The 14,250-nt window shown below is 66.1% G+C and carries 14 protein-coding genes and 1 pseudogene; 6 read left to right on the top strand and 9 right to left on the bottom strand.

Annotated features, from left to right (window positions below; all coding sequences use genetic code 11):
- The first annotated feature begins 141 nt into the window (after positions 1–141).
- Positions 142–522 carry an SRPBCC family protein gene (locus VZC37_RS17290; RefSeq protein ID WP_330434436.1) on the top strand — a complete coding sequence of 127 codons (381 nt, stop codon included), beginning with the start codon at positions 142–144 and terminating at the stop codon, positions 520–522.
- Positions 523–544: 22 nt separating this feature from the next.
- On the opposite strand, the gene VZC37_RS17285 is transcribed toward VZC37_RS17290, so the two are convergent.
- The gene (locus VZC37_RS17285) at positions 545–934 is read right to left on the bottom strand and encodes a DUF2255 family protein (RefSeq protein WP_330433994.1); all 390 of its coding nucleotides are present in this window, start codon (positions 932–934) and stop codon (positions 545–547) included.
- 51 nt (positions 935–985) lie between these two features.
- A complete protein-coding gene (locus VZC37_RS17280; RefSeq protein WP_330434435.1) occupies positions 986–1,315 on the bottom strand; it encodes a VOC family protein in 330 nt (109 codons plus the stop codon).
- Positions 1,316–1,424: 109 nt separating this feature from the next.
- Between VZC37_RS17280 and VZC37_RS17275 the strand changes: the two genes are divergently transcribed.
- Both VZC37_RS17275 and VZC37_RS17270 read left to right on the top strand, forming a co-directional pair.
- On the top strand, positions 1,425–2,276 hold the full coding sequence (locus VZC37_RS17275) for a DUF8017 domain-containing protein (protein WP_330433993.1): 852 nt from the start codon (positions 1,425–1,427) through the stop codon (positions 2,274–2,276).
- A gap of 89 nt (positions 2,277–2,365) precedes the next feature.
- Positions 2,366–2,518 (top strand): annotated as a pseudogene (locus tag VZC37_RS17270) (type II toxin-antitoxin system VapB family antitoxin); the annotation flags it as partial.
- A gap of 184 nt (positions 2,519–2,702) precedes the next feature.
- Here the strand turns inward: VZC37_RS17270 and VZC37_RS17265 are convergent.
- Entirely contained in the window at positions 2,703–3,518 is an 816-nt protein-coding gene (locus VZC37_RS17265) for an SHOCT domain-containing protein (protein WP_330433991.1), read from the bottom strand.
- Positions 3,519–3,741: 223 nt separating this feature from the next.
- On the opposite strand from VZC37_RS17265, the gene VZC37_RS17260 reads away from it, so the two are divergent.
- Both VZC37_RS17260 and VZC37_RS17255 read left to right on the top strand, forming a co-directional pair.
- Entirely contained in the window at positions 3,742–5,043 is a 1,302-nt protein-coding gene (locus tag VZC37_RS17260) for a dicarboxylate/amino acid:cation symporter (protein ID WP_330433989.1), read from the top strand.
- Between the two features lie 107 nt (positions 5,044–5,150).
- Positions 5,151–6,275, top strand: coding sequence for a nitronate monooxygenase (locus VZC37_RS17255; protein WP_330433987.1), 1,125 nt, complete (start codon positions 5,151–5,153; stop codon positions 6,273–6,275).
- A 27-nt stretch (positions 6,276–6,302) separates the two neighbouring features.
- Here the strand turns inward: VZC37_RS17255 and VZC37_RS17250 are convergent, their stop codons facing one another.
- The 5 genes from VZC37_RS17250 to VZC37_RS17230 all read right to left on the bottom strand — a co-directional run bounded on the left by VZC37_RS17250 (position 6,303) and on the right by VZC37_RS17230 (position 10,623).
- On the bottom strand, positions 6,303–7,619 hold the full coding sequence (locus VZC37_RS17250) for a flavin monoamine oxidase family protein (RefSeq protein ID WP_330433984.1): 1,317 nt from the start codon (positions 7,617–7,619) through the stop codon (positions 6,303–6,305).
- On the bottom strand, positions 7,616–8,965 hold the full coding sequence (locus tag VZC37_RS17245) for a flavin monoamine oxidase family protein (RefSeq protein ID WP_330434433.1): 1,350 nt from the start codon (positions 8,963–8,965) through the stop codon (positions 7,616–7,618). Before VZC37_RS17245 ends, VZC37_RS17250 begins: the two co-directional genes overlap by 4 nt.
- Positions 8,966–9,097: 132 nt before the next feature.
- Positions 9,098–9,718 (bottom strand): TetR/AcrR family transcriptional regulator, encoded by a 621-nt coding sequence (locus tag VZC37_RS17240; RefSeq protein ID WP_330433982.1) that lies wholly within the window; start codon positions 9,716–9,718, stop codon positions 9,098–9,100.
- An 89-nt stretch (positions 9,719–9,807) separates the two neighbouring features.
- Positions 9,808–10,035 carry a hypothetical protein gene (locus VZC37_RS17235; RefSeq protein ID WP_330433980.1) on the bottom strand — a complete coding sequence of 76 codons (228 nt, stop codon included), beginning with the start codon at positions 10,033–10,035 and terminating at the stop codon, positions 9,808–9,810.
- 3 nt (positions 10,036–10,038) lie between these two features.
- Complete coding sequence (locus tag VZC37_RS17230; protein WP_330433978.1) at positions 10,039–10,623, bottom strand: Rv1733c family protein; 585 nt, start codon at positions 10,621–10,623, stop codon at positions 10,039–10,041.
- Positions 10,624–11,260: 637 nt separating this feature from the next.
- On the opposite strand from VZC37_RS17230, the gene VZC37_RS17225 reads away from it, so the two are divergent.
- Positions 11,261–11,884 carry a transglycosylase SLT domain-containing protein gene (locus tag VZC37_RS17225; protein WP_330433976.1) on the top strand — a complete coding sequence of 208 codons (624 nt, stop codon included), beginning with the start codon at positions 11,261–11,263 and terminating at the stop codon, positions 11,882–11,884.
- On the opposite strand, the gene helR is transcribed toward VZC37_RS17225, so the two are convergent.
- Positions 11,878–14,040, bottom strand: a complete 2,163-nt coding sequence (gene helR / locus VZC37_RS17220) for an RNA polymerase recycling motor ATPase HelR (protein WP_330433974.1) — start codon at positions 14,038–14,040, stop codon at positions 11,878–11,880. The two genes, VZC37_RS17225 and helR, sit on opposite strands and share 7 nt — an antisense overlap.
- Positions 14,041–14,250 lie beyond the last annotated feature (210 nt).

Raw genomic sequence — 14,250 nt, 5'->3', positions numbered from 1 at the left:
CGCACGTTACGGGCCCGTCCCGGGGAGGGTAGACAGGGAACTGACAGATCCCCTACGTCCGACACCGAAGGACGACCGATGGCACGCGCGATGCACACGGCCACGTCGGCGCTGCGGATCCGCGGCGGCTTTCGTCGCGGCATGCCGAGCGCCGAACTCCGGGTGGATCTCCCGCCGGAGACAGTCTGGTCGACAATCACCGATGTCGACGCCTGGTCACGGTGGGGACCGACCGTGACCGGCGCGAAGGTCGACGACGATGCCCCGCTGGCGAACGGTGTGCGAGGCATGGTCACGACCGCGGTGGGTGCGTCACTGCCGTTCGAGATCACCGAGTTCAGCGAGGGACGAGTGTGGGCGTGGAAGGTCGCCGGAGTCGACGCCACACGTCACGAGGTGATCCCGACCGCCGGCGGTTGTGTGCTGAGCTTCGGGGCGCCGATCTGGGCCGTCGGCTACCTGCCGGTGTTGGCGATTGCTCTCGCGCGCATCGAGCGGCTGGCGTCGGAGCGTAGGGACTGACCTGGCGTGCCGAGCAGGTCACTCATTCATCGACCAGGTCCAATCGCAACGTCGTCTGCGCCGCCTCGTCACCGACCATCCGCCCGACCGAACCGCCGTTGCGTCCGTACTTCGTCCGGTACGCCGCATCGACCGCGGACCGGATCTCGCCCTCGATGTCGCCGACGTCGGAGACCACCACGTCGGTCTGCATGCCGCCGAGTCGAACACGGGCGCTGCGAGATTGGATCGCTCGCCCGTACCAGCCCGTGTCGCGGCGATACCAGGTGCGGACGTAGACGTCGTCCCCATGCCTGACCATCCACACCGGCGTGAATCGCAGGTACCGTCCATCCGGATGTCGGGCCGAGATCTCGATCTCGGGCGAATCATCCACGGCGGTCAGCATTTCGGTCGACCAGGAATCCGACATGTTCTCATCGTAGCCGCGCTGACCACGCTCGAGATCTGCCGAATGCCATCGCTACCGGCCGCCGACGCCGACCTCGTTTCCATCTGGATCACGGAAGATCGCCTTGCGGACACCGTTGTCGTAGGTTTCCTGCGATTCCGGCACCACACCGCGGCTCTCCGCCGACGTCAGGAACCCGGTCAGATCGTCGACGAACAGCGTCACATGGCCGTGTCCCGCGTCCGCGGGAGCGACCACGGCATACACGTGCCCGTGTTCGGCCAGCGTCCACACCCGTTCGACGTCATTCGGGTCGAACGATTCCACGTCGCCCAACAGCTGCTCGAACCAGTCGATTGCCCGCGCCAGGTCGGTCACCGGGACCCCGGCGAACACTTCCATGGTCACGCCTCCATAGTCAGAGTCATTCACGCGAGCTTCCATCGTCGCAGGCACGCAGTCCAGACTGCTACCGTGACCTCCGTCAACGGCCAACCGGTGGGGGGAATCAGTGAGCCAGCCGACGCAGGGTGGTGGGTCGGATCACCTTCCGCCGGGGTGGACCGCGGTCAGCGCGGGTGAATCACCGGACGCCGGCGGGAGTGGCAAGAACCTCGCGGTCATCAGCGTCGTCCTGCTGGTGCTGGTTGCGGCGATCGTGGGTGTCGGGATCCTCACGTTCCGACAGTTCGACGCGAACGATGACAGCGCTGCCGGAGAGAGTGTCGGCGCGTCGCCCACCGACACCGATCGCGGGACACAGTCACCGACTGAATGCCCGCCGGGAGTCGCCGGTCCGAACACACCGGCCGGCTGGCTGACCGTCGCCGGACAGCGGCACCTTGCCTACGACGTTCCACCGGACTGGCGGGTGGCGAGCTGCCAGACCTTGGTCGGCTGGGAATCGCCTTGTCCCGATGGGCCTTTCGGCTACTGTCCGGTCCGGACGATGAGTGGCGCCGCGTTCCTCGAGACATCGCAATGCCCGGACGACTGGGCCGGCATATCGGGACTGCCCGGCGCGAAGGACGCTCCCGACATCGACAGCGCCATCCGAGCGGAATCGGCTCTGGTGGAGAGCATCTACACGTCGGAGTCCGGTCATGTCCCCGATGTGGCCCTCAGCGAGCCTCGCCATTTCACGGTGAGCGGGTCACCGGCCGTGCACATTCTGGCAACCGTGACCGACATCGAGGCCACTGACTGCGACGGCGACACAGCCCTGCACAGCATGGTGGCCACGACCGTGCCCGATCAACCGGGTGCCGTTCTCTTCGTCATCTCCCTACCGCAGGGCATGCCGGGTGCTGCCGAGTCGGGAGTCATCCACCAGATGGTTTCCACGCTTCGACACGCACGCTGATCGGCTGCGCGGTGCAAGACAGAGGCAGCACCACTGGTTTCGTCTTAACGACATACTGTTATCAGTACTGACCAACCTCGGAGGTAGCCGTGGCCGTGACACAAATCGATGTGGATGACGCGGCCCTTTCGGAAGTGATGCGACTTGCCGGAGTGGGCACCGCGGGTGAAGCGGTCAATCTGGCGCTCCGGGAGTACGTCGAGCGGTTCCAGCGGATAGAGGCGATCGCGAGGTCTCGTGAGTATGCGCGCAGGTGGGACCACGAAGGGTGGCTGGAGGCTCGGGCAGATGAGAAATCCACCGGCGCTTGATCTCCTACACCGCCGACGCTTGTGCGTTCAGTTCTGGCCGCACCTACAGCTTCCGGCCGCAGTTTCGTGTCCAAGCCGGAACCTGGAACTGCGGCCAGAACGGAGCGCCTTCGCCTCAGAGCCGACCCAGCAACTCCGCCTTCTTGGCGACGAACTCCTCGTCGGAGAGGATGCCTCGCTGATGCAGCCCCGCGAGCGACTCGATGGCGCTGATGATCCCGGCGGAGTCGTCGGAACCGGTGGGAGACAACGGTGCCGGTGACTCTGATGCCTGGGGCTGGGCTGTTTGAGGTTGGGGCACTTGGGGTTCGGGGGCGGAGAACGCCGGGGCCGGCTCGGGGTGGCCACCAGTTGCCGGCGCGTCACCCGGCTGGGTTCCCAACTCCTGCAGACTGGACACGTCGAAGGTGCCGAACTGGCTCGTGAACGTCACCAGTCCGTATGCCGTGCCCTGTTGCTGCTGGACGCCGCCGATGTTGTGCTCGCCGGTGTCGAAGATCCGGACGACGCCGTCGATGTTGATCGCCAGCCGACGAGCGGCCGGGAAGATCGCGTAGCGGACATGATTTTGCCCGCCGGACGAGCTGGGCGAACCGAACTCGGTCGGCCACCAGTTGTTGGATGCAAAGCCTCCTGTCGGCGCCGCCGCGGGCGGGAAGACCGTCATGGTGGCCAGCAACTGCGCCAGTTCATTGCAGAGGGTGTCGACTCGCGCTTTCAACGCGTTGTCGAACATGTTGCCGACCATGGTCATCCCGCCGCGCATCCACTGTCCGGATCCGCCGAGTTCGGGGATCGAGAACTGGGCCATGGTGCCGCCACCGGCGTTCACGGCAACCAGCATCGACACCACCGCATCGCGGGACAGGCCATGCCGTTGCGCGATGTCGAGGACCGCGGTGTCGGCTTCGGGGGTGAGGGGTGCGCTCATGTCGATGATCCCGTTCATGTCGGGTGGGGAGGTGCCCCTTGTATTGGTGATTCAGTATCCGTGACGTGCTGTCGGGCAATGCCCGGTTCGAGCCTACACAGCACGCCGAAACCCGCAGGCAACGCTGTCGCGACGTGCCGGTAGCGCCGCTGGCATAGGTTTCCCCGGTGCGAATGGCGCGCAACCGGCAGATGGCGGCAGACCGAACTCGTGGAGGAAGCGAATGCGCAAAGCCCTGACCAATCCGGCGTTCCAGATCGGTGTGGGCGCGATCGCCGGCATCATCTTCGGATTGATCGTCGGGGAGTGGGCGGCCAACCTGGAGTTCATCGGTGACATGTTCATCCGGCTGATCCAGATGTCGATCGTGCCGCTGGTGATGGCGTCGGTGATCGTGGCGACGGGCTCGATGACCGGCGCCGGAACCGGCCGGATCGCTTTTCGCACGTTCAAGTGGATGCTGGGGTTCTCACTCGTCGCGGCAGTTCTGGCCTGGGTGCTGTGCGTGCTCATCCAACCAGGCGCCGGCATGGTGTTCGACGGTGAACTGGACTCCTCGCTCGAGGCGGAGGCCGACGAGGCGCTCGGGTGGCAGGAGACCCTGCTGAACTTCGTGTCCACCAACATCTTCGAGGCGATGTCGACCGCGACGATGGTGCCGATCATCATCTTCTCGCTGCTGTTCGGCATCGCCCTGCGCATGCAGATCACCAAGACCGGCGACACCCGCGTGCTGACGTTCATCGATCAGGTCCAGCAGATCGTGCTGACGATGATCCGGCTGGTCATGTACATCGCCCCGGTCGGCGTCTTCTGCCTGCTCGCCGCGTTGGCCGGAGACGTGGGCTTCTCGGTGGTGACCACTGCGCTGAAGTATCTGGGCACGACCCTGCTCGGGGTGCTGATCCTGTTCGCCCTGTTCGTCGTGGTCGTCACCATGCGGACCCGCCTGAATCCGGCGAAACTGCCGGGCAAGCTCGGCGAGCAGACCGCGATCGCGATCACCACGACCAGTTCGGCGGTCACGTTCCCGACGGTCCTGAAGAACACCATCGAGAAGGTCGGCGTCAGCCAGAAGATCGCGAACTTCACGCTCTCCGTGGGACTGACGATGGGCTCCTACGGCGCCGTGCTCAATTACATGATCGTCGTGATGTTCCTCGCCCAGGCCGGCGACATCTCGCTGAGCTTCGGTCAGATCGCCCTCGGCATGGGCCTGGCGATCCTGCTCAACATGGGCACCATCACCGTTCCGGGCGGGTTTCCGGTCGTCGCGATGTTCCTCGCCACCTCCCTCGACCTCCCGTTCGAGGCGATCGGCCTGCTCATCGCGGTCGACTGGTTCACCGGCATCTTCCGTACCTTCCTCAACGTCAACGGCGACACCTTCGTCGCGATGCTGGTGGCCAACGCCGACGACGAGATCGACCGCGACGTCTACAACGGCACCAAGACGGTGACCGCAGAGGAGATCGACCTCGACGAATACGGCGATGCCATGACACGGGCCGATCAGGCGGACTGACCTACGCAGGCCACCTCACGTCGACTGCCACTTGTCGCGCGGGGTTGCGGTCTAGTATCAAGATTAGAACACGTTCTAGTTCGAGTCCTGGTGCTGAAGGAGTCCGCATGCACACCCCGATCTGTGACGAGCTCGGCATCGAGTTCCCGATCTTCGCGTTCACCCACTGCCGTGACGTGGTGGTCGCGGTCAGCAAGGCGGGTGGATTCGGTGTCCTCGGCGCGGTCGGCTTCACGCCGGAACAGCTCGAGATCGAGCTGAACTGGATCGACGAGAACATCGGTGACCACCCGTACGGGGTCGACATCGTCATCCCGAACAAGTACGAGGGCATGGACGCCGACATGTCGACCGAGGAGCTCACCAAGATGCTCCAATCGATGGTGCCCGCCGAGACACTGGACTTCGGTCGCAAGCTGCTGCTCGACCACGGGGTCCCGCTCAACGAGGACGACGACAACTCGCTGCAGCTGCTCGGTTGGACGGAGGCGACCGCCACACCCCAGGTGGAGATCGCGCTGCAGCATCCCAAGGTCAAGCTGATCGCCAACGCCCTCGGCACCCCGCCGGCGGACATGATCGAGAAGATCCACGAGTCCGGTCGCAAGGTCGCCGCGCTGTGCGGCTCCCCGCAGCAAGCACTCAAGCACGCGGCCGCCGACGTGGACATCATCATCGCGCAGGGCGGCGAAGGTGGCGGCCACTGCGGCGAGGTGGGCTCGATCGTGTTGTGGCCGCAGGTCGTCAAGGCGGTCGCACCGCGTCCGGTACTCGCCGCCGGCGGTATCGGCAGTGGCCAGCAGATCGCCGCGGCGCTGGCGCTCGGCACGCAGGGGGCGTGGACCGGGTCGCAGTGGCTGATGGTGGAAGAGGCAGAGAACACCCCCACGCAGCAGGCGGCCTACGTCAACGCGGGAAGCCGTGACACCGTCCGCAGCCGGTCGTTCACCGGCAAGCCGTGCCGGATGCTGCGCAACGACTGGACCGAGGCCTGGGAAGACCCGAACAATCCCGAGCCGCTCGGAATGCCGTTGCAGTACATGGTCTCCGGCATGGCGGTCGCCGCCACGCATAAGTATCCCGACGAGAGCATCGACGTCGCCTTCAACCCGGTCGGCCAGGTGGTCGGTCAGTTCGAGAAGGTGGAGAAGACGTCGGCGGTCATCGAACGGTGGGTGGGAGAGTACATCGACGCCACCAGCAGCCTGGAGGGCCTGGCGAACGCGACGTGACAGTCGGAGAGCGAACGCCCACGACCATCACAGGAGTTTGCTGACCTCCCGTGCCGCCCGATGTCCGGCCTCGATCGCACCTTCGAGGTAGCCGGCGTGCTCACCCGCGGTCTCGGTCCCGGCCCAGTGGATGTTGCCGATCGGCTCCGACGGCATCGGGAGGAAGCCGTCGGTGGTACCCACGTCGGGTAGGGCGAGGTAACCCCCACCGACGAATTCGTCGAGATGCCAGGATTTCTCGTGCCAATCGGTCGGTCCGACGACCTCGGGGCCGAGATGATCGACCAACGGATCGAGCAACAGGCGTCGACGCTCGGCGGTCGTCAACTCGTCGAGTTCGCGGGCTGCCGGTCCGGCGACCAGGATGCAGAGGTGCCCCGGACCGTCCGGAGCCGTCGTATCGAAAACCGCGGCGCCCGGGCGGCCCAGCATGATCAGCTCCGCTCCCGACCGCTCGCGCCAGAACGGTGCGGGATAGACCGCGATCGCCTTGTACACCGACCCCATGTAGGTGTTGTGCGCCAACGCGAGTCGACCCGTCGGCAACGCGGGATCGATTGCGATCGCGGATGCCACCGGCGGAGGAACCGCCACGATGACCTTGTCGGCGACGACCGACAACGTGTCCGTTCGCACCGTGACGCCTGTCTCGCCATCGGTGATCGACATGACCCGTGCGCCGGTGTGCACACGCTCGCCCAGCTCGGCGGCCAGGGCGTCGGTGAGATGCCCGGCGCCTTCGACGATCAGCGACTCCTGTGCGCCGCCGCTGCTGGCCAACATGGCGCCCAATCCACCCTGGTATCGGACCATCGACGCCAGGGCATGCACCGACAGGCGGTCGGAATCGGCCGTCGACGAGATCGCCGTCAACACCTGCAGCAGGTCGCGCGTGCGGTGGAAGGGTATTCGTCGAATCCAGGTGTCCACCGTGGACGTGTTCCACCGAGTCGGCGTGCCCAGCCGGGACAAGACTGCGAGAGCGATGAGCGCGGCACCGGCCGTGAGCACCGAGGGCGCACACGCCCGGACACGGTGCGGACCGTCGACTATCAGCGGGAGTCGTCCGGTGTGCATCGGATACACGGTCGCACCGCAGTCCGCGGCGAGCGCCGCCACGCGGTGATGTCCGTGCCCGACCCACTGTCCGCCGACGTCGAGTCGCGAACCCAGCGACGAGGTTTCGGCACATACGCGTCCACCGACCCGATCGGCCGCTTCCAGAACCTGTACGTCGATACCGCGTCGATGGAGTGCCCGTGCGGCGGTGAGGCCCGACAATCCCGCGCCGATGATCGCCACCGTGGTGTTTAGTTGGGCCGGCGTCTCTCGGTCCGACGTCACGAGATGCTGCCGATGATCTCGTCAGCCGCGCGACGACCCGACCGGACGGCGCCGTCCATGTAGCCGTTCCACACGTCCGAGGTCTCCGCGCCGGCCCAGTGGATACGTCCGACAGGTGATGACAACGCGCGACCGAACTGGGTCCAGACGCCCGCGCCCAGTCGTCCGCCGTAGCAACCGCGCGTGAACTCCTCTGCCATCCAGTCTTGTTCGACGATCTGGATCGGTTCTGCGGCCTGGGGCCCGAAATAGCTGACCAGGTTCCCGATGATCAGCTCGTGCCGTTCGCTCGCAGTCATCTCGGCGGCACGTCGCGCATGTACACCCTCGAGGAAACCGACGATCACCCCACACGACCCGTCGTCGGGCGAGTTGTCGAGGGTGACGTTGAACTCGTCGTCGAGACTGAGGACGAAGCCGTTCAGTCCGGCCTCGCGCCAGAACGGCGTCGGGTAGGCGACGTGGAACTTGATGACCGAACCGGCCGGAATCTGTTGGGTGAGTGAGTCCCTGGCGGCAGGCAGGGGAGGCGAGTACCGGATTCGGCCGGACAGCGTGGGCGGGATCGCGACGATGACGTGATCCCCGCGCACGTCGCCGCCTTCGAACCGCACGGTCACCCCGTCGGCGTCCTGGTGGATGTCCCGGACAACAGCGCTCAGCCGGACCCGGTCGCCGAGTTCCTCGGCCATGCGCTCAGAGATCCGATGGGTACCACCGACGACCCGCGACTCCTGAGCGCCGCCGGTGGTGGCGACGAGCGTCTCCAGGCTGGTGCCCGACTTCACGTAGAACAGGAAATGCAGCAGGGACATCTCCGGCGACTCGGCCGAGAACAGCGCGGGCACGAGAATTCGGAAGAAGCGTAGGGCGATGGTGTCCGTGGTCTGGCCCCGCAGCCACTCGTCGAGGGTGTGACGATCGAGGTCAGTTGCGTCGGCGGTCTGCCATGGCGCGGCGGTCACGACGGACGACGCGAGTTCGGTGATCTCGGCCCACAATCGTCCGACCTCCATGGCGGAGCCCTCGGGGAGCCCGAATGTCTCGTCGGCGTACCTGACGGTGTTGCCGTCATAGACCGTCATCGATTCGCCGTCGTCGTACGTCCGAAAGGTCTCGAGCCCGAGGTCGGCGATGAGTTCGAGCACCGCATCCTGGGTGGGGCCGACCCACTGACCGCCCAGTTCCACCGGCACGCCGTTGTCGAGGGCGCCGCCGAAGGTGCGTCCGGCGACTCGATCACGGGCCTCGAGGACGGTGACCGATCGGCCATGCGCGACCAGCGCCCGGGCTGCGCTGAGGCCCGCGAGACCGGCTCCGACTATGACGACGTCGACGTGTTCCATGGTGGTTCCCATCCGGTTGGAGGCTTCTTTTCGGCGTTCGCAGCCGATGATCGGCTGATTCGAACAAAGTCAGTCATACGTATGACTTGGAATGAGTGTAAGCCAGGTCACCGTCGGTCACAAGGAGTGGACTCAGGCCGACGCGGTGGAGCGCGGCTGCGGAGCCGCGAGGCTCACGATCATCTGGATAAGTGCCTCGACGTCGTCGGCGGCGTGGTCGGAATTCGGAGACACGACGTGCTGGACGATGAGTCCGTCGACGCCGGCGACCAGGACCCGCGCCAACTGACTGTAGGGAACTGCGCAGACCTCATCGGCGCGGGCGGCCGCCATGGCGCACCAGTCCGAGACGACCTGGCAGTACCGTTCGTATTGCCAACGTGGCAGGTCTTCGAGTCCGGGGGTGCGCAGGGCATGGGTGACGAGCTCGAGTTGCAGGAGCTGGAGCGCGTGATGGTCGATCACCAGGTCGGACCAGAAATTGCGCAGCCCGTTACTGATCGCGTGACCGAGGCCGGCGTCGAGCTCGGCCGAATCCCGCAGCACTGTCGCGATCTCCTCGACGACGTCCTCGATGACGGCGTGCAGCAGTCCGAGCTTGGTCGGGTACACGTATTGCAAGGTCCCCAGCGGGATCTGCGCTTCGTTTGCCACCGCGCGCATCGTCAATCCTCCGACACCCGCGCGCATCATCACAGCGCGTGCAGCCGCGACTACCTGCCTGCTCCGTACCGCTGATTCGACGTAGGGCATCGCTCACCTTCATCCGTCGCGTCGAGTGTCGTGCGTCAGCAATAGCACAGTCCGGAAGCGTCGGAACTCGGGATGGTCCCGACGCGCAGTCACACGATCAGCGCCCAGACGAACCGTAACGCGATCGCCGTGAACCCGAACACCGCGGTGGCGACCAACCACCGTCGAGCCAATCGATCCCGGGTGTCGTTGTCGCGGTGGGTGTTCGGTCGAAGGTAGACGTAGGCAGCGGTCAGCGCGCAGGCCGACGCCGTTGCGCCGGTGAGGATGACCAGTGTCAACATCACCACGTTCGTCGTGTCGTCGAGCGAGCCCATCGGTCAGTGCCGAAGCTGATCGCCACCGTCGCCGGTCAGTAGGGCGAGATCGGCGTCCCACCGGCGTCGGCGATACCGGTCGGCGATGGCCCGCGCGGCCATCACGAATCCGATGACGAGCGAGACGACCGCCAGGTAGAACCCGATCGCCGCCAGGGCTGCGCTGATCGCCGCGTCATTGGCGGTCATCGGGGCCAAGGTGGACTCGCCGCGCGAATCGACCCACACCGTGACGGGGTCACCGGCATCGATGGTGATGTCGTCGGTGGTGATGGTGTCGGTGTGCATCACCGAGTTGTGTGTCCACTGCGCCGTGACAATGCCGGACGGCGCAGCTTCGGTGGCGACTGCCGTCGCATCATCGACCGCGGTGGCAGTTATCGGCTGGACGGTCCGCGCCTGCTCCTCGACGGCGGCGATCTGGGAGTCGTGGACGTTGCCCAACACCAGAGCGGCCAACGGTATAGCCACCACCGCGAGCATCGCCGCCAGACACACCGACAGCGCCTCGGCCCGGTCCGACCGTCGGACGAGCGGATTGCTGCTGAACAGGGGCGCCACGGACCATCGGCGAATCTTGCGATACATGCCGACCACCCCCGGCCCCGATTGATTGCACCCCGGACGAATTCATCGTGACACCGGAACACCCCTGCTGGCCAGCCACTGAAAAGAGGACGGGACCAACGTCACAGCGCGGCCCGGCCCGCCAGGCGCGCGGTCGCAAACGGTGTCGTATGCGTAACGAAATGGTGGCGGAAGCGTGTCATCTCTTGACATTGATTCTGTGAAACGGGTCACAGCTGCGCGAATCTGCGAAACCGCAGGTCAGTCACGCTATCGCCCCGTGGCGATGGCCACCCGCACTCGACTCTCGCAGTCCACGCGGACACCTTCTATTGGACATTCCTCAGGAATGTATATCAATCTGTTACCTACCAGGAGGCAGGCGACGGTCTGCCCAGCACGAGAAAGTCGAATAGCTATGCGGAACCATCCCGCATGCGCAATCCGCGGACTCGTGTTGGCCATCAGGGTCATCACCGCCGCTGTCTGAGCGAGCCGCGCCAGACGACCACCCGATCGAACGGGTTTTGCGCAATGCGCCGGGCGTCACATCGCCCGATCAACAAGTTCACCAAGCACCATCTCGGCCGAGCGCGTCGCGTGTCGGCGGGCTGGATGCTGCCGGTCGCCATCCGGCCCAATCAGGAATCACGCTCTCATGAATGTTGTCTCTACCTCGCTTCGCCGTACCCGCGGCCTGCTTCACTCTCGCTCCAGCCACGTCATCGGGTCGGTCACGCTCGCCTTCGCCGCGCTGGTCACCGTCGCATCGGTGAGCGTCGACGAACCGGCCCGCGCCGAACAGCACATCACCGCGACGGCACACACGGCGGACATCCAGAAGAAGGCCGAGGAGGCGATCGCTGCCCTGCCGAGCGATCCGTCGGCGACGTCGACGCCGGCGCCGGCCCCTGCTCCCGCACCGGCCCCTGCGCCCAAGCCCGCGCCCAAGCCGGTCTACCCGAACAACCTGGACGGCTGGATTCGCGAGGCCCTCGACGTCATGCGGGCGAACAACATCCCCGGCAGCTATGACGCCATCCACCGCAACATCATGCGCGAGTCGACCGGAAACCCGCAGGCCATCAACCTGTGGGACTCGAACGCCGCCGCGGGCATCCCGTCCAAGGGGCTGCTGCAGGTGATCGACCCGACCTTCGCCGCCTACCACGTGCACGGCACCGCGTTCGACGTGTGGAACCCGGTCTCCAACATCGTGGCAGCCTGCAACTATGCGGCCCACCGGTACGGCTCGATGGACAACGTCAACTCGGCCTACTGATCGAGTACGACCAACTCGCGCGTCGCCCGCGTCATCGCGACGTAGCGGTCGACGGCGCCGGTGACCCCGGCCCCGAAGTCCTCCGGGTTGATGAGCACCACCAGATCGAACTCCAGTCCTTTGGCCTGCTGCGGTGACAACGACCGCACACGTGAGGTGCCGACGAAGGTGGGATCGCCGATCACACACGCGGTGCCCTCGTCGTTGTCCGTCAGCCACACTCGGAGGATCTCGTCGAGTTCCGCCGCCGCGCCACTCCGCACCGGCAGGCCGCTGCTCCGGATGGACGTGGGGACATTCGCATCGGGCACGGCGGCGCGGATGACCGGCTCCGCATGCGTCATGATCTCTTCCGGCGTACGGTAATTCACCGTCAGTGACGCCATCGTGACGTCGCGTAGCCCCACCCGTTCGAGTCGTTCGGTCCACGCCTCGGTGAATCCCGAACGTGCCTGGGCGCGATCGCCGACAACCGTGAAGCTGCGAGATGGGCAGCGCGCCAACAACATCTGCCATTCGGCGTCGGTGAGTTCCTGGGCTTCATCGACGATGATGTGGGCGAACGGCCCGGCCAGGACATCGGCGTCGTTCGCGGGCGTAGTGTCGGCGTCATCGAGGACGTCACGCAGATCCGTACTGCGCAACATCGACATCAGGCCCTCGCCGTCGTCGTAGGTGCTCGAGTCGAGCAGTTCGTCGACGACGCGCTCCATCCGGTCGTGGCCCGCGCGCCGCTGCGCCTCGCCGCGACGTCGTCGCCGCGATGCGGCCGGGTCCCCGAGTCGGCGACGTGCGGCGTCCAGAAGCGGCAGATCCGATGTGGTCCACGCATCGACGTCGCCGCGCTGTAGGGCGGCGACGTCGTCACGACTCAGTTCGGGGGCACACAGCCGCAGATAGGCGGGTACCGACAAGAGGTCGCCGACCAGATCGGTGTACTCCAGGATCGGCCACGCCCGGCCGAGCGTCGACGTCAGTTCATCGTTGTCTGCCAACGATTTCCGCAGCTGACTCGACGGAACCTCGCGATCGTGCTTTGCGATGATGATGTCCACCAGCGCTTCCCACACCTGGTCACGTGCCTCGTTGTGTGGTGTGCCCGCCTCCGGCGCAGCGAAGGCCTCCGCCCAGTCCGGTCGCGTGAGAACCACATCGGCCCAGTCGGTCTCCACCGTCATCGATGTCGTCGGCGGGGTCTCGTAGAACCGCACCGCGGGTTCGATCGCACCGACCATCGAGGAGGAGGCCTTCAACCGGGCCACCGCGGGATCGGCCTCGGGCCGTGCACGGGCGCCCTCGGGGAGCAGGTCGCGCAGCGTCACCGTCTGCACGCTCTCCTCGCCGAGGCTCGGCAGCACATCGGCGATGTATCCGAGGTAGGGCTCGTGCGGGCCCACCACCAGCACACCTCCGCGGTTGCCCGCCAGACGCGGATCGGCGTAGAGCAGGTAGGCGGCGCGATGCAGCGCCACCACCGTCTTGCCGGTGCCAGGACCGCCGTCGACCACCAGGGCGCCGTGCGAGTCGGCGCGGACGATGGCGTCCTGATCGGACGCGATCGTGGTCAGCACATCCCGCATGCGTGGCGAACGGCTCGCGCCGAGACCGGCGATGAACGCCGAGTCGTCGTCGAGGACCAGCGACTGGTCTTCGGCGGCGTCGGTGGTGAACACCTCGTCCCAATAGTCGACGATCTGACCGCGCCCCCACCGGTACCGACGCCGGCTCCGTAGCCCCATCGGATGTGCGGGCGTGGCCGAGAAGAACGGTGCAGCGGCCGGCGCCCGCCAGTCGATCAGGAGCTGACGTCCGGTTCGGTCGGTCAGGCCGATGCGGCCGATGTAGTGGACCTCGACGGAGCCGTCCTCCGGATCGCCGCTGACGATCCGGCCCAAGCACAGATCCAGGCGGAAGCGTCGCAGCGTGCGCAGTCGTCGGTTCAGTTCGTGGATCTCCAGATCACGTTCGACCGCCTGCTTGCCCTTGCGGGCGGATGTCCTCCGCAGCACGGCGAGGCGAGACGTGAGGTCGGCGATCAGCTCGTCGAGGCTGGTCGACATTGCGGCGAAGTGCCGCTCGTCGTCGGTGATCCGGGCGGGTTCGGACTTGGCGGGATGGGCGGCGAGATCGAAGACGGTCGTGGTCAACGGTGGCATGTGGGCGGCTCCCGGGATCAGGCAAGGATGGATCGGTGGCACTGTCGCAGTGAAGGTTTGGGCACAACACGGCAACGGTTGGACGGTGATCGGCGGCGGGCGAAGGCTCCGCGCAGTCGGTGTCGGGGCACGCGGAGGAGACCATTGTGCAGCGTGCCGGGGGCCTTGCGGCAAGCCCCGGTCCCCGCTATACCTTGAAAGGGGCAGGGT

This window comes from Gordonia sesuvii (genome assembly GCF_036350415.1).
Taxonomy (GTDB): Bacteria; Actinomycetota; Actinomycetes; order Mycobacteriales; family Mycobacteriaceae; genus Gordonia; species Gordonia sesuvii.
Note: the sequence above shows the minus strand (reverse complement) of the source record. Positions and strands in the feature narration are given on the sequence as shown.

Coding starts and splice junctions, on each gene's coding strand:
- VZC37_RS17290 (WP_330434436.1), top strand. CDS start 142: ATGCCGAGCGCCGAACTCCGGGTGGATCTCCCGCCGGAGACAGTCTGG.
- VZC37_RS17285 (WP_330433994.1), bottom strand. CDS start 934: ATGTCGGATTCCTGGTCGACCGAAATGCTGACCGCCGTGGATGATTCG.
- VZC37_RS17280 (WP_330434435.1), bottom strand. CDS start 1,315: ATGGAAGTGTTCGCCGGGGTCCCGGTGACCGACCTGGCGCGGGCAATC.
- VZC37_RS17265 (WP_330433991.1), bottom strand. CDS start 3,518: ATGAGCGCACCCCTCACCCCCGAAGCCGACACCGCGGTCCTCGACATC.
- VZC37_RS17260 (WP_330433989.1), top strand. CDS start 3,742: ATGCGCAAAGCCCTGACCAATCCGGCGTTCCAGATCGGTGTGGGCGCG.
- VZC37_RS17255 (WP_330433987.1), top strand. CDS start 5,151: ATGCACACCCCGATCTGTGACGAGCTCGGCATCGAGTTCCCGATCTTC.
- VZC37_RS17245 (WP_330434433.1), bottom strand. CDS start 8,965: ATGGAACACGTCGACGTCGTCATAGTCGGAGCCGGTCTCGCGGGCCTC.
- VZC37_RS17240 (WP_330433982.1), bottom strand. CDS start 9,718: ATGCCCTACGTCGAATCAGCGGTACGGAGCAGGCAGGTAGTCGCGGCT.
- VZC37_RS17235 (WP_330433980.1), bottom strand. CDS start 10,035: ATGGGCTCGCTCGACGACACGACGAACGTGGTGATGTTGACACTGGTC.
- VZC37_RS17230 (WP_330433978.1), bottom strand. CDS start 10,623: ATGTATCGCAAGATTCGCCGATGGTCCGTGGCGCCCCTGTTCAGCAGC.
- VZC37_RS17225 (WP_330433976.1), top strand. CDS start 11,261: ATGAATGTTGTCTCTACCTCGCTTCGCCGTACCCGCGGCCTGCTTCAC.
- helR (WP_330433974.1), bottom strand. CDS start 14,040: ATGCCACCGTTGACCACGACCGTCTTCGATCTCGCCGCCCATCCCGCC.